The 19,947-nt window shown below is 38.0% G+C and carries 18 protein-coding genes; 5 read left to right on the plus strand and 13 right to left on the minus strand.

What is annotated here, in order from left to right:
• Positions 1 to 47: 47 nt before the first annotated feature.
• From A37Q_RS0113570 to glyA, 4 genes are all read right to left on the minus strand, one after another.
• Positions 48 to 902 (minus strand): hypothetical protein, encoded by an 855-nt coding sequence (locus tag A37Q_RS0113570; RefSeq protein WP_018300834.1) that lies wholly within the window; start codon positions 900 to 902, stop codon positions 48 to 50.
• Between the two features lie 94 nt (positions 903 to 996).
• Entirely contained in the window at positions 997 to 2,436 is a 1,440-nt protein-coding gene (locus tag A37Q_RS0113575) for an APC family permease (RefSeq protein ID WP_018300835.1), read from the minus strand.
• A gap of 35 nt (positions 2,437 to 2,471) precedes the next feature.
• Complete coding sequence (gene lysA, locus A37Q_RS0113580) at positions 2,472 to 3,656, minus strand: diaminopimelate decarboxylase (protein ID WP_018300836.1); 1,185 nt, start codon at positions 3,654 to 3,656, stop codon at positions 2,472 to 2,474.
• 100 nt (positions 3,657 to 3,756) lie between these two features.
• Complete coding sequence (glyA, locus tag A37Q_RS0113585; RefSeq protein ID WP_018300837.1) at positions 3,757 to 5,034, minus strand: serine hydroxymethyltransferase; 1,278 nt, start codon at positions 5,032 to 5,034, stop codon at positions 3,757 to 3,759.
• Between the two features lie 110 nt (positions 5,035 to 5,144).
• On the opposite strand from glyA, the gene yjgA reads away from it, so the two are divergent.
• The 3 genes from yjgA to A37Q_RS0113600 are packed head-to-tail and all read left to right on the plus strand — an operon-like array spanning position 5,145 to position 8,675.
• Positions 5,145 to 5,684 carry a ribosome biogenesis factor YjgA gene (yjgA, locus tag A37Q_RS0113590; RefSeq protein ID WP_018300838.1) on the plus strand — a complete coding sequence of 180 codons (540 nt, stop codon included), beginning with the start codon at positions 5,145 to 5,147 and terminating at the stop codon, positions 5,682 to 5,684.
• A gap of 2 nt (positions 5,685 to 5,686) precedes the next feature.
• Complete coding sequence (locus A37Q_RS0113595; RefSeq protein WP_018300839.1) at positions 5,687 to 6,175, plus strand: retropepsin-like aspartic protease family protein; 489 nt, start codon at positions 5,687 to 5,689, stop codon at positions 6,173 to 6,175.
• Positions 6,176 to 6,215: 40 nt separating this feature from the next.
• Complete coding sequence (locus A37Q_RS0113600; RefSeq protein ID WP_018300840.1) at positions 6,216 to 8,675, plus strand: TcfC E-set like domain-containing protein; 2,460 nt, start codon at positions 6,216 to 6,218, stop codon at positions 8,673 to 8,675.
• Here A37Q_RS0113600 and A37Q_RS0113605 read toward each other — a convergent pair.
• The 7 genes from A37Q_RS0113605 to A37Q_RS0113635 form a co-directional block, all read right to left on the minus strand.
• Positions 8,662 to 9,459: a substrate-binding periplasmic protein gene (locus A37Q_RS0113605; RefSeq protein WP_154648715.1), complete on the minus strand. Its 798-nt coding sequence runs from the start codon at positions 9,457 to 9,459 to the stop codon at positions 8,662 to 8,664. The two genes, A37Q_RS0113600 and A37Q_RS0113605, sit on opposite strands and share 14 nt — an antisense overlap.
• A gap of 90 nt (positions 9,460 to 9,549) precedes the next feature.
• Positions 9,550 to 11,178: a peptidoglycan D,D-transpeptidase FtsI family protein gene (locus tag A37Q_RS0113610; protein WP_420806006.1), complete on the minus strand. Its 1,629-nt coding sequence runs from the start codon at positions 11,176 to 11,178 to the stop codon at positions 9,550 to 9,552.
• A gap of 154 nt (positions 11,179 to 11,332) precedes the next feature.
• Positions 11,333 to 11,665, minus strand: a complete 333-nt coding sequence (gene ftsL / locus A37Q_RS0113615; RefSeq protein ID WP_018300843.1) for a cell division protein FtsL — start codon at positions 11,663 to 11,665, stop codon at positions 11,333 to 11,335.
• The gene (gene rsmH / locus A37Q_RS0113620) at positions 11,666 to 12,586 is read right to left on the minus strand and encodes a 16S rRNA (cytosine(1402)-N(4))-methyltransferase RsmH (RefSeq protein ID WP_018300844.1); all 921 of its coding nucleotides are present in this window, start codon (positions 12,584 to 12,586) and stop codon (positions 11,666 to 11,668) included.
• Positions 12,564 to 13,370: a tryptophan synthase subunit alpha gene (gene trpA / locus A37Q_RS0113625; protein WP_018300845.1), complete on the minus strand. Its 807-nt coding sequence runs from the start codon at positions 13,368 to 13,370 to the stop codon at positions 12,564 to 12,566. The genes rsmH and trpA overlap by 23 nt, the downstream gene beginning before the upstream one ends.
• Positions 13,370 to 14,545, minus strand: a complete 1,176-nt coding sequence (trpB, locus tag A37Q_RS0113630; RefSeq protein WP_018300846.1) for a tryptophan synthase subunit beta — start codon at positions 14,543 to 14,545, stop codon at positions 13,370 to 13,372. The genes trpA and trpB overlap by 1 nt, the downstream gene beginning before the upstream one ends.
• 88 nt (positions 14,546 to 14,633) lie before the next feature.
• Positions 14,634 to 15,908 carry a SulP family inorganic anion transporter gene (locus A37Q_RS0113635; protein WP_018300847.1) on the minus strand — a complete coding sequence of 425 codons (1,275 nt, stop codon included), beginning with the start codon at positions 15,906 to 15,908 and terminating at the stop codon, positions 14,634 to 14,636.
• Between the two features lie 504 nt (positions 15,909 to 16,412).
• Here A37Q_RS0113635 and A37Q_RS0113640 point away from each other — a divergent pair.
• Positions 16,413 to 17,075 carry an HAD-IA family hydrolase gene (locus A37Q_RS0113640; RefSeq protein ID WP_018300848.1) on the plus strand — a complete coding sequence of 221 codons (663 nt, stop codon included), beginning with the start codon at positions 16,413 to 16,415 and terminating at the stop codon, positions 17,073 to 17,075.
• Between the two features lie 77 nt (positions 17,076 to 17,152).
• Here A37Q_RS0113640 and A37Q_RS0113645 read toward each other — a convergent pair whose 3' ends face one another.
• The gene (locus tag A37Q_RS0113645; protein ID WP_018300849.1) at positions 17,153 to 18,847 is read right to left on the minus strand and encodes a DEAD/DEAH box helicase; all 1,695 of its coding nucleotides are present in this window, start codon (positions 18,845 to 18,847) and stop codon (positions 17,153 to 17,155) included.
• Positions 18,848 to 19,013: 166 nt separating this feature from the next.
• Between A37Q_RS0113645 and A37Q_RS0113650 the strand changes: the two genes are divergently transcribed.
• Complete coding sequence (locus tag A37Q_RS0113650; RefSeq protein ID WP_018300850.1) at positions 19,014 to 19,553, plus strand: hypothetical protein; 540 nt, start codon at positions 19,014 to 19,016, stop codon at positions 19,551 to 19,553.
• A gap of 25 nt (positions 19,554 to 19,578) precedes the next feature.
• On the opposite strand, the gene A37Q_RS0113655 is transcribed toward A37Q_RS0113650, so the two are convergent.
• The gene (locus A37Q_RS0113655; protein ID WP_018300851.1) at positions 19,579 to 19,857 is read right to left on the minus strand and encodes a peptidylprolyl isomerase; all 279 of its coding nucleotides are present in this window, start codon (positions 19,855 to 19,857) and stop codon (positions 19,579 to 19,581) included.
• Between the last annotated feature and the right edge of the window lie 90 nt (positions 19,858 to 19,947).

A 19,947-nucleotide genomic window follows, 5' to 3' on the forward strand; every position in this document is an offset into this window, starting at 1 on the left:
TCTCCAGTATCACTATAAGGTTGTCAAGCACTCTAAGCTAAATCTCTCTAACTTTTGGTATATATTGGCAAAGAGTCGATAATAGGTCCAATATAATCTCCGGCATCAAGGCGTTTTTTGCGCACACTCATTACATTATAACTGTAGTGTAACGGTAATTCGCTGCAAACAAATACAGGCGTGCTACAAATAACCCGCATTGGGCGCCTGTCATTCAAGGTGTAAATATTTACCGCATGCCTTATCTCTCTATCGTATCTCATATAGAAAATCTCCGAGGCATCATAATGCTGAATACAAGAAATCTCTTTTGTTATTTCAAGATCTATTTTTTTCAATGCATTTAATTTCTTTAACAAGGCCTCTTGTGTTAATTTGTTGCTAACCACATTCTTCTCATGATAAAAGGTCATATGAGTGATATTGCCCTCTATCATATACAAGTGGCGATTAAGCATTTTCCAATTAATACGCTTATGAAACCGTGTGGATTTAAATAGCTGTATATAATGAGCACTTCCTTTATAAAGCGCCTTTACACTTGTGATTTGCTCCTTGATTGATTGTTTTTCTCTATTTACTATTTCAATATAATGACTAATATCTTCTTTGATTGCTTTTGGAATATCAATATAGCCAACTGCGACAGCTGTATGTCCACTTTCCAGCACATCAGTATTCATATACGATAGACTCATATCCAACAATTTTTCAAGTGCCATCTCTTTTTCATCGCAATTGAGCCCTTCTGTATAATAAAGATGCCATTTTACCTGTGAGGCAGATTTCATGATTTTGTCAATAAGCTCAGCGCTATAGTTATCAATTTTTGTCAGCGAGGCATGGATATTATTTTCGTGCTTTTTGAGTGTGAATTCTTCTGGTTGCTTTGGCTTTTTCATCTACTAAGAACATTATCTTCAATCTTCTTAGTAGGATAGATAGCAATATTAAAAAACACAACATGATTTGGTGTTATTAACGCAAAATTTCATTTTAAGCGATAGAATTCAATGCCATATTTAGATATTTTCTCTTATGCTTCAGCTGCTTACGATGAGAAAAATATATCCAAATAAGTGGAATAGCGATGATGATTGCATCCGCTACAACCATAATGATAATATACCAGCCCATTGATTTGATATGTGAAAAAGCAGGCGGGAAAAGCCCTGCGACAAATCCTAGAAGGCAGGCCATAATAGCAAGTGAAGCCATTAAGATTAATATAGCGTTGCCTTTTCTCTTACCGCCAACACGAAAGCTTCGATCAGCATCACGCTTTGTATATCTAAGGCGAATTGCCGAGATAAATATCATAATCCACATTAATACTGTAAATTGTGAGGTCAAAGCAATTAATAATGCAAAGGCAGAGACAATCGATGGCATGAGTAAAAAAGCCAGTGATAAGATGCTACCAATACATACCTGAATTAACAGCATATTAACTGGCATTCCCGAGGCATTTTTTCTTTGACAAAATGAAGGGAAAAGCTTTGCCTCTGCTGCCTCTTGCATCCCTCTTGCAGGTCCCAATACCCAAGTGCTTAAAGCTGATAACATCCCGATGCCAATTAAAAAGGCAACAATAAACTGTGACACAGCGCCAAAGCCAAGATAGCTCATGACCATGCTAATAGCTTGGACAAGGCCATTTAATGGATTTACTTCATTGGCAGGCAAAATAATGACAAGCGAAAGCGTTGCTAATATGGTCAATAGCAAAATAATAACTACAGCAAACAACATAGAACGAGGAACATTTTTTTGTGGATCCTCAATATTTTTCATATGAAAGGCAACTGACTGAATGCCTGAGTAAGCTGATAATGTTTTTACCAATAAAGCAAAAGTGCCAAAAGAGGCAATGGGGATTAAATCATTCACACCATGAAAACTTGTCTCCACCTTCCCAATGACAAGATAGTACACAGCGCCACAGATAATTAAGATTCCAGGTAATATCATACCAAAAAGCGCACCAATAATGTTTAAAATAACAACTCGCTTCATTGGCAGTAAATTAAACAGCGTTATCAGCCAAAATACAGCAAGCATAATAAGCCAAAGTATATATTTATTCTCCATAAGCGAGGGAAAAGCAACCAATGTTATTGTGGCAATAATAGTTGATATCGTGCCTGGAAAACTAATGACATTATTAAACCATTCAAGCCACATGGCAATCACACCAGCCTTTTCACCCAAACCTTCTTTGACCCAGCTAAACACCCCACCATTATTTTTGGTCATCATGCCACTTAGCTCTGCGCATATCATACTTGAGGGAACTAAAAATAAAATCGCTGCAAATATATAAAATATAACACTTTGAAAGCCAAGTGTTGCCATATAAGCAACAGAACTAAGACTCACAACAGCTGTAATGTTCAGCATCACCAATGAGAAAAGTGACACCTTTCTATTTAACATAAAGAAACCTCTCTCTTTTATTTCTACAGTTATCTCTACAATAAAAACTCTTTAACTTTTGGTCGCAAATTATACTCACTTGAAAGCACCTTACCATAGGCACCCACTGAGTAAATTGCAATAAAATTGCCCCTTTGAATCTCAGGTAATAGCAAGTTTTTTGCAAAAATATCACTAGATTCACAAATAGGTCCTGCCAAAGTATACTTTTCAAATTTGCTAGCTGCTAAGGGGTTTAATGCAATGATTTTATGCTCTGCCTGATATAATGCCGGTCGCATTAACTCTGTCATTCCTGCATCTAAAATTGCAAAATGACTGCCAGCAGTTTTTTTTGTAAATAACACCTTTGAAATCAATACCCCTATCTGCCCGACCAAAGAACGCCCAAGTTCAAAATGGATGTTAACCCCTTGTAAGTTCGATAATGGTGCAAAGGCATTAAAATAGGTTTTAAAATCAACTATTTGCTGTGCAAAAGGGTCACTATAATTAATACCAAGGCCGCCACCCACATTAATGTGCTTAATCTCAAACCCATTGCCCGTTAATTGTTTATAATGCGCCAATATACTCTCTGTTAGCTTAGAGAAACTTGTCATATCAATGATTTGTGAACCAATATGATAATGGCAACCAATAAATTGAATATGGCTTGTGTGCTTATATCGTGTGTTTAACCACTGATAAACATCTTCAAATGCAATACCAAACTTATTGTCATAGCTTCCTGTGCTAATATAGTGATGCGTATTCACATTGATATCTGGATTTACTCTAAAACAAATTTGTGCCTTAACATTCATTTCTCTGGCAAACTGATCAATCACCTCAGCTTCTTGTAAAGACTCGCAATTAAATGCAAAAATCCCAGCTTTGAGCGCATCACAAATCTCAAGGTCGGTTTTCCCCACACCAGCAAATACAACCTGATTTCCAGCAAACCCTGCATCAATTGCACATTTTATCTCACCCCCGCTCACACAATCCACGCCCAGATCATATGACTGAATCATCTGTAAAATAGCTTTATTATGATTGGCCTTCATTGCATAGTGAATATGACCATAAGCCCCAAAAACTGCCTCTTTTGCCTTTATTGCTGCTTTCAAGATTGCTTGCAGTAAATGACTATCATATAAATAAAAAGGTGTCTCGTAAGCCTTCTTGTGTATTAGATTCAAAAGATTTTCAGGATCAAAAATACAGGATTTTGTCATTAGGCAAAACTGGATAAGGTTTTATACATTTTCGTATACTAAGAGATATAAAAATCCCCGTCTAGATAAGATATGCTGCAAATGCACGTTGACAATGATATTAAGCAGGACAAGCTTCCTTTATCTGTCCATATACTGGGAATTTGCTACACAATTCAACCACTTCATTTTTCACTTTTTGCTCTAATGCTTCATCACCTAAATTCTCGATGATATCACACATCCAATTTGCAATTTGCTCACACTCTTTTTCTTTGAAACCACGTGTTGTGATTGCAGGTGTGCCAATACGAAGGCCGCTTGTGACAAATGGAGATCTTGGATCATTCGGTACAGAGTTTTTATTAACGGTAATATTCGCTCTACCAAGCGCGGCTTCAACATCTTTGCCAGTGATATCTTTATTGATCAAATCAATCAAAATCAAATGATTTTCAGTGCCGTTTGATACAACATTCACCCCTCTAGAGATAAGCACCTCTGCCATTTTTTTAGCATTTTTGACAACCTGTCTTTGATACTCAACAAACTCTGGCTCCAAGGCTTCTTTGAAAGCAACCGCTTTTGCTGCAATCACATGCATTAAAGGGCCACCTTGAGTACCTGGAAAGACAATCGATTGGAATTTTTTTTCTAACTCAGGGTTAGATTTTGCCAAAATAAGCCCACCTCTTGGTCCACGCAATGTTTTATGGGTTGTACTTGTAACAACATCGGCATAAGGCACAGGGTTTGGATAAACTCCCGCTGCAATTAAGCCTGCCACATGCGCCATATCAACCATTAAATATGCGCCCACTTCATCGGCAATCTCTCTAAAGCGCTTCCAATCAACAATACCTGAAAATGCCGAAAAGCCAGCAATAATCATTTTAGGTTTATGAAGCTCGGCCAATCGTTTCACTTCGTTATAATCAATATCACCTGTTTCAGGGTCTAACCCATACTGAATGGCATTAAATAACTTCCCTGAAAAGCTAACCTTAGCCCCATGCGTTAAATGTCCACCATGTGCTAGAGACATTCCAAGCACAGTATCACCGGGATTTAAAAGGGCAAAATAGACAGCGGCATTTGCCTGAGAACCAGAGTGTGGCTGTACATTTGCATAATCTGCGCCAAAGAGTTTTTTAATTCTATTTACAGCTAGCTCTTCTGCCACATCCACATACTCACAACCACCATAATAGCGTTTTCTGGCATAGCCTTCTGCATATTTATTGGTTAATTGGGAGCCTTGAGCTTCCATTACAGCTGGAGAGGCATAATTTTCAGATGCAATAAGCTCAATATGTTCTTGTTGACGGTTATTTTCTTTTTGTATCGCTTCATTTAATTCCGGGTCAAATGATGAAATGGTTACAGAACGATCAAACATTAATACGCCTCCTTTTAATCTTTCGATGATTGATGCTTTTTAGTTTCTAAGCGTGTGAAATTTGGTTATCATTTTACACAGTGCTGAATAGAAAACCTAGCTAAACCTGCATGAATTCCAATTTTGAACCAAAAACACATGAAGACACTGAAAAGACACTTAGTAGAACAAAGCTTAAAAAGGCCTCTTTGGATATTACTGATTTCGCCAAAAAACTGCTTGAACTAAGTGAGGATAGGCTTAAGAAGCTGCCACTTGAGGAACATATTATCTATGAGCTTCTCAAAGCAAAACCCATGAAAAAAATTGCACTTAAGCGCCAGACTCAATATATCGGGAAGCTTATGCGAAATAGTGACATAGATCAAGCTGTGGAGTATTACGATAAGCTGATGCAAAAAAATAAAGCCAGTAACGTTGAGTTTAAAAGGCTTGAGCAATTACGAGATGCATTAATTCATCCAGAGTCTATGAAAGAGGCGCTAGATAGGCTTGTTGAGAAATATCCAGCTGTTGATATTCAAAAGCTCAGACAATTGATTCGCGCCTATCATAAAGAAGTACAAAAATCACCCGATGAAGAGAGCTCAGCGACACCAAAATCTTATAAACTGATTTTTCAATTTTTAAAATCATTGTCTCAAGGCTAAATATGCAAAAGCGCTTTATCTATGCTTTTTGGATTGTTGTTCTTATTTTGGCAAGTTTTATTGCACATTTGTATCTACAAAACAAAAACAAACAAGCACTAACCCCAGAGAGTTCAGTAACTTTAAACGGTGCTGTTGTCTCAATAAAAGCCTACAATCATCACTATCAAAGCTATGGTAAAATCAATGATGAAACAGTGATATTTTTAGTGGATACGGGCGCCACAAGTGTCTCGATCCCTGAGCATATTGCCAACTCAATTGGACTTAAAAAGGGTTATGCGCTTCAAGCTTCTACGGCAAATGGCATAACAACTGTCTATTATACTTTGATTCCAAAATTACAAATTGGTAATATTGTTCTTCACAATGTCCGTGGAAATATCAACCCTTCGATGAAAGGTGATAGTATCCTTCTAGGAATGAGTGCGCTTAGGCGATTGGAGATAACACAAAAAAACAATGTCTTAACGTTAAAACAGCAAAAATAAACAACGTATTAGCCTATAGCGCTTTAAAGAGAGTGGGAAAGTGAGGGGAAACAAAGCGAATGCAAAAACGCTTATTTTTAGGCTCGTATTCATTATACTGTGCTTAATTTTAATGATCTTCAGCATTTCCCGCGCTTATGCAAGTGACGAGCTACCCCCTGGGTTTGAAGACTTCTTAGAAGAGAATGAGACAACTCTTGTTACCTTACAATTTGGTAATAATACCTTAGCTGAAGCGGTTGCAACATTTGATGATAATGAAATTACGCTTGAAGACCCAGATAAAGTATTAGCTGAACTTAAACCTTATATTAAAAAATCTGCACAGAGCATCCTTCTTTCTGCATTATCCGATCCATTGGCGACAAACATAGATAGAGCCTGTCAAGATGGGCCTCAGTGTGGGTTTATTAAACCCAATATCCTTGGTGTTATCTTTGATAGGAATAACTATAAACTCTCTATCTTTATTAATCCTATCTACCTGTTAAATCAAAAAACAATCCCAACAAAATACCTCAAAGATTCTACCGCTGGCATTAGCATGTTAAATCTATTTCAATTTGGCGCCTCGGGCAACAATGATGAAAACCACTCTCTCTCTATGAATCACAATGGGTTTTTAGGCTATCAAAACTGGCACATTGACTATAAGACAAACTACACTTACTCAGTCACCCCAGAGCAAGAAACAATTAATCAATTTCAGTTTCGAGATCTAGATTTAAATTGGCGCCATAAACAATACTATGCTTCTTTTGGTCTTCAGGATACCATCGGCACACTGATTATCCCAACCTTTCAAATTGTTGGCGCAAGCTTTCAAACCAATAGTGATTTGATTACTAACCTAAATGAGCAAATTGCCACACCTGTTGAGGTGAATATAATCGTCCCAAGCTATGTTGATGTCTATAGAAACAATACGCTTATCGATACACAATACTTCCCACCTGGAAACTATTTTCTTGATACAAGAGGCTTTCCATCTGGCGCTTACTTTCTGAAGCTTGACATTAGAACATTAAACAATCAAAGAAGTACCAAAGAGGTATATTTTATTAAAACTTCAGCATTACCTTTGCTCTCTTTACCGAATTACTACATCAGCTATGGCCGCTTGGCTGAAATTGACTCAAGCACCGTATTTCCTACTTTAACAAATCTCAATGTTCTATCATTGGAAGCCAAACAACGCCTACATAAACTCTTTGGTATCGGTGAGCATATTACCCTTTTTAATGAGTCTCAAGGGATGGCAGAGCTCAGCTTCATGGCTGAACTGACACATATGAGCATGGTACTATCAGGTGCTTTAAGTAACTTTGGTGATACCGGTCTTGGTTTTTCAGTGGCTGGCAGTTTTTATAGCGTCGTACTAAACACTTACCTTCGTCAAATTTGGATTAAAAACACAGAGAACAGTTACATTAATGAGTATTTTGAAGACACTGATACAAGTAATACAAACATTGGGACATCAATTGCTTTTAACTGGCATGATATAAACTTTAATGCTGGACTTAGCTATGCCTACGTTGATGAAGAGTTTCAACATAATATTGAATTTGGCGCGACTAAATATTTCTCTTTTGGCCCCTATAATGATTTCTCTATTGCACTGACACTCGATGCCTCACAAACAAATAAAAGCATATTTTTACAGTTCACATGGAACATTGGCAGTCCAAGTGGATGGTATGGTGCTATTGGCGCTGAGGGACAGCTTTCCAAAGAATCATCAAGCACGATACAAAGAGAGCAAAACCTTAAGTTTAATGTCGGCAAAGAAATTAATACTGCTTATACTTCTTCTGATATTGGCACAAGTACACAAATTGATGCAAACAATCAATATTATTCTCAATATGGCAGCACATCAAATCCATACTTTGATGCTTTACAACAGTTTGACTTTGCTCAATCAAAAGATAACGGCGATACCTTTAACTATAATTTAAAATTTGCAACAAGCCTTGCTTATAGCCCATCCACCTACTGGGGAGTGAGTCATTCAGATGAAACAAGTGGCGTGCTTGTTCGAGTTAATAGTGATATCCCAAGTCAATATACTGTTTATGTCAATGGTAAACCGGATAAAGTTATTGATGCAAATAGCACTTATTATCTTCCTTTAACAAGCTATGAAACACATAATATTCAAATTCAGACACATGAGGTGACCTTAAGCGTTCCGCATAATGATCTTGATGTCGTTGTTTACCCCGGAAATGTCCAAAGTATTATTCGCTCTGCCAAGCCTGCCCTTTTACTTATGGGTAATTTTGTCACCGAAAATGGCGCACTTCTTACACATGCAACCATTTCAGGCGGACTTGAAGATACAAATACCGATGATGAAGGGTTTGCACAAATTGATGTCCTTGAAGGGGAACCTCTCACTTTAACACTGCAAAATGGCAGTACCTGCGAGGTTACAACCAATAATCTACAGCCCGAAGATGGTTTTGTTTATTTAGATCAAATCATTTGTCATTAGCAGGCATGCTCTTTTGCAGGTGTTTCGCAAGCGCTTCATTATACGCCGTTAACACCGCCTCAATATTTTTATACTTAGGATGACTAAAGCTCGATTTTTTTGATAATACGGTATAGTAGATCTTGGTAAATAATGGCGTCCCTTGAATAGATACTTTGTTCCTATGAAGCGCCTGATTATAATATTCAACAATTTCAGGAATCGCTAAAATCAGCTGAATTTTATTGAGCATTAACATTCTAATTGCTGTTTCTAAATTTGGATAGGCTACAATGCGAGAGCGATTTTCGGACTTAGAGAGACACTTCAAAAAAGCACTATTATAACTATTCCCCTTCACTACACCAACTTTTAACTTTTCTTTTGACAGATTTGGACAGGCATCAAAATAGCGCGCCTGATAATGCTCATTTGTCACCCATACATACTCTGCCGTTGTCACAGGAATGCTTGGGTAATAAACACTCTTCTCCCTAAATTTCTTTTTTGATACCATCAGCGCACCATCAATCTTACCACTTGCTACCAGTTTCCAGCACTGACTCCACGGAATAATTGTTATAGTGGTTTTAACCCCCAAAGATGAAAAGAGCTTCCTATTTAGCTCAACATCTTTGCCTTTCACTTGGCCATTTACTTTATAATCATATGGAGGCCAAGGCTCTGCACAAAGCGTTAAATGCCTTGCTTCATCTGTTTTACTTTCAGCTGCAATGCCTAAATTAGTAGACAGTCCAAGAGCAATAATACCCATCAAAAAAACCAAAAAAATTATTCGGCGCACGAATAGACTCACCTCTCTCCTCCTTTGTTGAAATGAAATAATTTATAACACACTCATCGAAAAATGTAGCAAGTAATTTCATATTTGCAATTACTTCTTATCAGGAATAATTCCCATCACTGGCAACACATGGCTCATCATCTCGGCAAATACAGGTGCAGCAGCTGATCCTCCACCATATGCCTCACCTTTTGGGTCATCAATCACCACAACAGCCACAATCTCAGGATGCGAAGCCGGAGCAATGCCAACAAAGGTTGCCATGTAACTATCTGTAGCATAGCCCCCGGCAATGGCCTTTCTTACGGTACCTGTTTTGCCAGCAATATGATAGCTTGGCACTTTTGCCTTTGAAGCGGTTCCTCCTCTACCCTCAACAACAGAGCTTAGCATATCAACCATTTTATTTGCGATTACTTTGGAGATAATAGGATAAGATGGCGCTGGCTCATTTTGACTTCGTTTTAATAAGGTTGGTGGCACCATTTTCCCATCATTCGCAATGGTCGCATAAGCCTTTGCAATCTGTAGCGCCGTACCATTCATACTATAACCAAATGATAAAGTTGCTAAGGGGAAATCTCCCCATTTGTGTGGTGATGGCACATAACCTGTACGCTCCCCTGGGAATTCAATTCCAGTGATCTTACCAAATCCAAATTCCCTTAATGTCTCTGCCAAAGCATTTGCATTTAAAGAGAGAATAATGCGTGAAATACCCACGTTGGATGATTTCATTAAAATATGACGCAAATCCATTTCACCGTAATTACGAAAATCTCTCACCGTTCTGCCACCTACGCGATAATAGCCAGGGGATGTATCAACCACTGTATCAACATCATACTGACCACTTTTTAGTCCTGTTACCGCTGCAAAGGGTTTCATCACAGAACCCGGTTCATAAACATCTGTTAACACGCGGTTTCTACGCTTATCTGGCGTTGCATCAGAGAGATTATTCGGGTTATAAGATGGATAATTTACCATCGCTAATACCTCACCTGTATGAACATTTAAAATAACAGCTGATCCTGCCGTAGCATTATTTTCAATAACCCCTTCTTTGATATACTTATAAGCAATATATTGTATTTTCCTGTCAATACTTAAATATACATCCTGACCATGCTCTAAGGGCTTATCATCAACATTCTTTCGCGCCACACCCCCTTTTAAATCACGCTGAATCGAGCGCTTTCCATCCTTCCCAGTTAAAAGCGTATCAAACTGAAGTTCAATTCCTTCTTGCCCCTTACCATCAACATTGGTAAAACCAACAATATGTGCAGTAACAGATGCATCCGGATAGTAACGTTTAAACTCCCGATCAAGGTTCACACCTTTGATATCCATATTGTTAATTTGCTCAGCAATAAGCGGAGAAACTTGTCTTTTAAGATAAATAAAACCACTTCTTCCATGAAGTTTTCTTAAACGCTCGAGTATACGGCTTTGCTGCGCGTTTGAGAGCTTTAATAACTGCATGACTTGTTTAAGCTTTGGATTATCTGCACGAATGAAAAATGGATCAATCCAAATAGAGTCAACTGGCGTGCTAATTGCCAAAGGCTTTCCATTTCGATCTAGAATCATGCCACGATAAGCATGTGTGACCATCGTACGCTCTGAGCGATTATCCCCTTCTTGTTTTAATTTTTGGTGCTCTTTGGTTTGCATATGGATAAGCTTATAAATCAACAAAACAACCACAAGCATAAGCACAAAGGTAATAAAAATATAACGCCATAGGTAATTAGACTTTTTTGCTTTTTTTGCCGTTTTTACCTTATTTCCACCTAGCTCTTTTTTTTTATTATTTATATTTCTCTTGACTCTGTGGTACTGCGTTTCATTAGAAGGCTTTTTGCGATCAGTCATTTTCCACCTGTATGGTTTGAATATCTTTTGCCTTTGGTAAGTACATATTGTTTTTCTTGGCAACTTCTTCCACATGTGTTGGTGAGGCGAGTGTGCTATGCTCAATTAAAATTTGAGTCCATTGATCTCTTAAGTCCTCTCGCCCATAATATAGTTTCTGCTCCTGATCAAGCGCAACCTTATAGTGATATTTAACAACAACCACCGAAAAAGCTGACAATAAAACAAAAAGACATAGTACAAAAGCAACAATCACCTTTGCATTAAAGGTGCTTTTAACAAAAGATTGCCAGAGTTTTTGGCGAACCTCTTTTCGCGACATCATCTACAGTTTCTCCACAACTCTCAGCATTGCACTTCTTGAGCGAATATTTTCTTCTAATTCATTATCTGTCGCTTTTGCCTTTTTTACCACCCATTTCATCAAAGCAGGTTTTTCCTCCATAATTGGCAAATGCCTTGGTAGTGACTTGTCGCTTTGTTTTGCTGCCATATTCACCATGAATTGCTTGACTATTCTATCTTCAAGCGAATGAAATGTGATAATGCTAAGGCGCCCTTTAGCCGCTAGAATATCATACGCACATTTAAGCACACTGTGCACCTCATCTAGCTCCTGATTCACATAAATTCGAAGCGCTTGAAATACCCGTGTGGCAGGGTGTTTTTTTTCGCGTTTCCCAATGGTTTTTAGAATAAAATCAGCCAAGTCAACCGTTGTGTTAAAAGATTCACCCAATAAAAGATGCGCCTTTATTGATTTTGCAATTTTCCAAGCATGGCGCTCCTCACCAAAGTTTCTAAAAATATCAGCAAGCTCTTGATCAGAGAGCTTCTCTAGCACTTCTTTAGCCGAGATGCCTTTAGTGGGATCCATTCGCATATCTAATGGACCTAACTTAGAAAAACTAAACCCTCTTTCTGCCACATCAAGCTGCGGTGAAGAAACACCCAAGTCTAATAAAATGCCATCTACTTTGCCTATTAGGTTATGCTCTTCGCAATACTGATGCATATTAGAAAATGGCGCATGAACAATACTAAAGTTTGGCGCATTAAAGTGCGTATTGGCATAAGCAACTGCATCTGGATCTCTGTCAAATGCAATGAGTTTTCCCTCTCTGCCAAGCATTTTTAATATGACTTTAGAGTGGCCACCACGCCCAAAAGTGCCATCAATGTATACACCATCTGTTTGAATATTTAATCCATCTATTGACTCTTCAAGTAGAACTGAGTAATGCATTTTGTTCCTTCACCTGTTGAATAAAGCTCGCAATTTCACTTTGAGCATGATGAAGGTTATTGAGATTTTTTTCAATGATTGATGTAAAGAAACTGCCAACAATTGCACCATTAGCACCGGCTTCCCATACTGTACGAACATGCTCAGGTTTAGAAATGCCAAACCCCACCACCATCGGCTCGTCAATTAAGGCTCTCACATGCTGAATGCGTTTAATGGTTTCAGGAGCGACTTCAGATCTCGCACCTGTTGTACCAAAACCACTTAATACATAATTAAATGCTGTTGTATGGCTAGAGAGAAGCGCAATGCGTTTATCATTTGTATTTGGAGCAATCATTTGAACACTGCCAATATGATACTTCTTCAATAAAGCTAAATGCCTTTGGGCTTCTTCTAAAGGCAAATCCGCAGAAACAATCGCATCAACACCTGCCTCACTTAGCGCTTGATAGGCACTTTCTCCTTGCTTAAATAACAGGTTATAGTAAATAAGAAGCCCAATAGGAATATCATTGGAAATTTGACGAATTTCCTTTAAAAAAGCAATAGAGCGTTCAAAACTCATGCCTGATTGTAAGGCGCGCTCCATTGAGCGCTGATTGGTTGGCCCATCAGCGATAGGATCCGAAAATGCAAATCCAAGCTCAAGCGCATCTGCTCCTGCTTCAATCACTGATTTGATCAAAGCAAGACTTGCTTCATAATTAGGGTCACCAATTGTAAAAAATGGGATAAATATCTTTTTGTTTTCAGTTGAGAATAAACGTTGAAATCGATTCATTAGGCCTCGCCTCTATAATTAAAATAACTCTGCAAATCCTTGTCTCCCCTACCTGAAAGGTTAACAAGCACGGTTTTCCCACAAAGCGTCTCTTTTGCCAACTTCAATGCCAAGGCCAAGGCATGTGAAGACTCAAATGCCGGAATAATTCCCTCTTTTTTCGATAATATTTCAAAGGCGCAAATTGCTTCTTCATCAGTAATCGTCTTGTAATTAACCCGAGAAATAGATTGCAAATAGGCATGCTCAGGACCAATCCCCGGGTAATCCAGCCCTGCTGAAATAGAATAGGGCTCTTTAATCTGACCATCTTCATTCTGTAAAAAAAGTGATTGCATACCATGAAAGACGCCTTCAACGCCTCTATTCATTGTTGCTGCATGCTCTTCAGTATCCATGCCTTTTCCAGCAGGCTCAGCCCCATAAATCATAACCGATTTATCTTCCAAAAAAGCAGAGAAAAGCCCAATGGCATTACTACCACCACCAACACACGCTATAATCGCATCTGGCAGCTTTCCAGTGCGCGCTAACATCTGTGCTTTTGCTTCTTGACCAATAACAGATTGAAAATAGCGGACAATTTCCGGAAAAGGATAAGGCCCTGCTGCCGTTCCAAAACAATAATAAGTATCCTCTGCATGTGTGATCCAATCACGCATTGCATCGTTAATAGCATCTTTTAAAGTTGCACTACCAGAAGAAACGCTATGCACCTTAGCACCAAACAGCTTCATCCTTTCAACATTTGGCTGCTGCCTTGCAATATCTACAGCGCCCATATAAATTTCAACATCCATACCAAGCATCGCGCCTGTCATTGCTGTTGCTACACCATGCTGCCCTGCCCCTGTCTCTGCAATGATGCGTTTTTTGCCCAAATATTTAGCCAATAGCAATTGCCCGATGGTGTTATTTGTTTTATGTGCGCCTCCATGCAATAAATCCTCTCGTTTTAAATATAAATCAAATCCATAAGCTTTAGAGAGGTTTTTCATGTAGGTTACAGGAGTTTCTCTTCCTGCATAGTTTTTAAGTAGATCTTGAAACTCACTTTGGAATGACTGATCCTCTTTTGCTTTGATAAAACCCGCTTCAATTTCCATTAATATCGGCATTAAGCTCTCAGGCGCATAACAACCGCCATATCTGCCATAACGTGATTTTAACTTCATGCACTCACTCACTATTTGAACATTACTATCTAGAAAATCACTATAGCATGTATTAGTGCAGAAATACAAATAATCTTGCCACTTTATATTACAGTGGACTGCATTTTTTCTCTTTTTTTAAAAACCTTATCGCGTAGAACATTAATAACCCCATAATCATGCCTATAAAGAGATTAATTAAAAAACCAACTGCAAATGTGAACATACATGGCACAAAGTGTCCCATTCCCTGGCGATAGATAGCTTTGATTTTATCAAAACGAATAAAACTAAATCCAAGGGCAATCATGACAACTGCAATAGAAACCAAAGGAATATAATTCACAAAGTAGCTAAGCCCCATAAAGGTCACAACTATCATAAGAAGATAATACAATATAGCGTAACGTGTTGATGCACCATACTGACAGTTGAGCGTTGTTCCAACCAATGAAGTGCTAATCGGAACACCACCAAAAAATGACAAACACATATTGCTCACACCTTGAACTTTTAGTTCATGTTGAATATCGACCTTTTCATTTACTCTAAGGTTAATCGACTTTATCATTGTCATGGCTTCAAAGCTTGATACCAATGCAATAATAATAGCACAAAGATAAACTCTATAGTCCAACAAAGTGGTATCTAGCGTATCTGGAAAGAAAAACCGATAGTGGAAGTTATGCATATTTGTAGTGCGTATCAGCGTATCGCCTGTTAGAGCGATATCTGGAATAAAGTGAATAAATAACAAATTTATGATTGTCGCAAGCACAATCACTATGCAGACAGCAGAAAGAAAATAAGAATAATCTCGACCTTTTAGCATAAAGGCGGGCTTAGCAAATATATACAAACTCATAAAACTAATAAGTGAGAGAATTAACGCGCCAACGTTATATTGAGTGCTAATATCTGCAAATACCTTAACAAAACTGTTTGCACCATGGATATCTAATAATGACCAAAGGCCAACATAGACTTCTTCATTACCTGTCAAATAAGGAATCTGTCTCACAATAAGCGCCAAGCCAATTGCTCCAAGCACCCCGACAATAATACACTTTGGAAATAACTTCATTAACTTATCTAATGGCAAATAGGCCAATATAACCTGCAAAACGCCTGCTAAGAAGATTGATACCAGAAATAATTCAATTGACCCAAGAAAAGAGATGCAGAAAATGCTGGCAACCACAACACCCATTGCAGGAAGGTTGATTAATCTTGTTGATTTTGAAAAAAGAAAGCTTATAAGCGCTGCGATAACTGCTGAGATCATCCCAGAACTTGCTGGAAATCCGCTAGCAATCGCTACACCTACACTTAGTGGCAATGTAATTAAAAACACCACCAAAGCTGCTCTTAAATTCAATAACATAAGCATCTTCTTTTTGTTATAATCCACAAGAGATCGAATCAATATATGCTGATTAAATTCTTAAATCCAGCGTACTAAATACGCAAAATCTTACTTTTTCCTATATAAATAATGCTATGCAAGCATGATATAGCATTTAATTTGAACTGTATGTTTCAAACAAGCAACAGTGTGTATTATTTTTGATACATAAAAATTGTATTATGAACCCCTTATACCACTCGCGAATCATTTTGCGGTGTTTAATGTTGAAGAAGTTTTTATAGTTTTGAGTCATTGGGTTGCAGGTAATAGCTCGGACTATTAGCAATATCTGATGACTCAAAAGAACAAGAAATTCAATGGCAGAAATAGGGTAAAATGGTTTGTGGGTGGTATATACTCTTTCACATCGCTTATTCTGTGGAATTTGTTTTCATTATTCCAATGCCTTTAATTCACTTGCAAAACTTCACTCATCATGCTCCAATAACAGCGCCTTAAACATTAAATCTTAAATAATATATGTCTAAATTTAACTACCTTTTTTTTGACCTTGATGGCACGCTGATTGATAGTGTCACAGATATCACCTATGCACTGAATCAAATGCGCCACTATTTTTCACTGGCCGATATCAGCCCTCATACCGTTTCGAATATTGTTGGCAAAGGTTTTCCAACAACGGTTAGAAAGGTGCTTGAACTTGATTTAAATGCGACCCAAGTAGAGCAATATGCTTCAAAAGCACTTTCGATTACTCTAGATGCTTATGAGAAAAATTTAGGCAAACATACCACTATATATACTGGCGTTACTGATGTACTTCAGTTTGCTCAAGCCAAAGGCATTAAAATGGCCGTTGTCACTAATAAAGAAGCAAGGCATGCAACAAAGACATTAAAGGCACTCAAGCTAATAGATTATTTTAATCTTGTTGTTGGTGGGGATTCCACTCAGCACTACAAACCACACCCAGCGCCACTTCAATATGCGATGGAAGCACTAAAAGCTGATGAAGATACAAGCCTAATGATTGGTGATTCAGATAATGATTATTTATGTGCGAAAAAATGCGATATTCCATGCATTCTTACTACTGAGGGTTATAATCAAGGCGTTGACTTTACAAGCTTAAAGCCATATGCAATTATCAATCAATTTATCGAACTTAAAAACTATCTATAAGATCAGGTTATGATACACATAAATTAGATAGCCAATATCAACTGTAAAGTATTTCACAGTTGATATTAATTTGCTCTCTAACGTTTGTCTTCTTTAATAGAAAGCTTTTTACCTGCAACCCATACTTTCTTTAAATGCTCAATTTGTGACTTAGAAGTATCTTCTGGTAAATCAACGGTACTAAATTTATCAAAGAGTTTAATCTGACCGATAAACTTGCTTTCAATTCCAGCTTCATTGGCAATAGCCCCAACGAGATTTCTTGGCTCAACACCGTCCACTTTTCCAACTTCAACGCGATAAGTAGTCATTGGCATATTGCTATCGCGACGTGGGCGTGCGCCTTTTCTATCACGGTCAGAGCCTTTTCGTCTATTATCACGATCATCAAAGCGCCCTTTAGTGCGTCTATCCCTATCACGGCGTTCACTTTGTACTTTTACTTCTTTAACAAATAAATTTCTATCTGTTTGCGCTAAGAAAATAAGTCCCGCCAGCATATCTTCTGTCTCAGTGCCATATTCAACCTGAATATCATGTGCCAGCGCTTTAAATTTCGTTAGATCTTTATGACGAACAATTTCCGCCAAATCATGTTTAAATTTTTGCACACGCTTTTGGGTAATTTCTTCAGCACTTGGTAACTCCATCTCTTCTAAAGAGTGACGGATAACACGCTCTAAAATTCTTACTTGGCGAAGGTCTCTTGTATAAACAAGTGAAATAGCATCTCCTTCTCGTCCTGCGCGTCCAGTACGACCAATTCGATGAACATATGCTTCATTATCTTGCGGCAAATCAAAATTGATAACGTGACTGATGCGCTCAACATCCAAGCCACGCGCAACTACATCTGTTGCGACCAAGATATTAATTTTACCTGACTTTAACTGATCGATAATATATTCACGCTGATTTTGCTGCATATCGCCATTAATCGCAGCGGCCAAATGCCCTTTAGCTTTAAGTCCATCAGCAACTTCAATGGTTGAAGTCTTTGTTTTAACAAAGATCATTACACCATCTGTGTTCTCCACTTCAAGAATACGATCCAACGCATCTAACTTGCTTAATCCTTTTACCACAAAAAAGCGCTGGCGAATGGTTTTTGCCGTTGCTGCTTTTGTTTTAATCTGAACCTTGCACGGCTCTCTTAGGTAGGTATTCACAATACCGATAACATCCCTTGGCATCGTTGCTGAGAATAACAAACGCTGACAGCTGTCAGGGGTGTGCGATAACACCCATTTAACATCATCAATAAAGCCCATTCTTAACATTTCATCAGCTTCATCTAAAACGAGCGCTTTTAATGCATCCAGTTTTAATGTGCCTTTTCGCATATGATCCATAATACGACCCGCCGTTCCTACAACCACTTGCACTCCACGGCGAAGCGCTTGTATTTGACGGCCATATTCCTGACCACCATAGATAGAAACCACATTTAACCGAGCAATATTCTTTGAAAACTGCTCAAAGCTCTCTGCAACTTGAATCGCCAGCTCACGGGTTGGAGTTAACACCAATACCTGTGGCTGCTTGCTTGAACTATCTAAATCCATATTATTCAAAAGTGGCAGTGCAAATGCTGCTGTTTTCCCTGTACCTGTTTGCGCTTGCCCCAAAACATCACGCCCCTCTAGCACATACGGAATCGTATTTGCTTGTATCGGCGTTGGCTCTTTATAGCCTAACGCATCGATAGCTGACAGTAATTTCTCATTTAAACCTAAAGAGTGAAAATTTAATTCACTAGAATCAGAACTCATATATTAATCCAAAAGTTAACTATATATTTGATATACAAAATAGATAGCACATTGTACCTGATTTTAATCAAAGGTACATCATTATTTTAACTTACAACTGATTGATATATAATCTGAATAATTTTACAGTTATGATTATTTATAACATTTCAAGGACTACCACACTATGGGACTACCTCAATCAAATGATACCACCTCTTTTTGCATCTGGCTCATGCCATCAAAACAAAGCTTTAACTTTAATGATATCATTCAACACTATGCCAGTACTTACAAAACGCCTAAGTTTGCTGCACACATGACTTTGTTTTGTGGTAGAACCACGCACTTACCTACACTTATTGATCGATTTAATGCTTTGTTTGATCATGCCTGTAGCGCCACTTCAAACATCAATGGAATGATTATAAATAAAAGCTTTTTCCAATCTTTAGCGTTAACTTTTAAGAAGACTGAGTCACTCTTAGCGCTTCACAAACTATCACAAGCTTTAGATCCCAAAAGCCAATATGAATTTAATCCTCATCTTAGCTTATTGTATGGCAGGCAAGATACGATACCACTTGAATTCACAATTAATAATGGCGCGATTATATTTGACAAAATATATCTAATGTCAGATTGTGATGGCGAAAATAACGAATGTATTTGTTCTTGGCATCAAATACAACATTCAAGAGAAATCACGCTACAAGAAGTACCGTAGCAAGAATACGAGATAAAATAATAGATTACGAACGTGACGTTACTTCAACAAGATGATAGCCAAATTGTGTTTTCACAGGACCATGCACCTTGCCTACTTCTTCATTAAAGACCACTTGATCAAATTCAGGAACCATTTGACCTGGACCAAATGTACCTAATTCACCCCCATTTCTACCAGATGGGCAAAGTGATTTCTCTTTTGCTGCCTCAGCAAAATCTTTTCCAGATTCAATCTCTGCTTTTAAGGCTTCACATTCTTTTTCTGTTTGCACCAAAATGTGGCGCGCTGCGGCTTGTGTCATTTATATTCTCCTATTGACTGGCCTGAATAACTCAGATTCTGATTATGTTGCACCGATTGTAACGAATCATCTACAAATCTTCAATGAAAC

Source organism: Fangia hongkongensis FSC776 = DSM 21703, from assembly GCF_000379445.1.
Lineage (GTDB): Bacteria > Pseudomonadota > Gammaproteobacteria > Francisellales > Francisellaceae > Fangia > Fangia hongkongensis.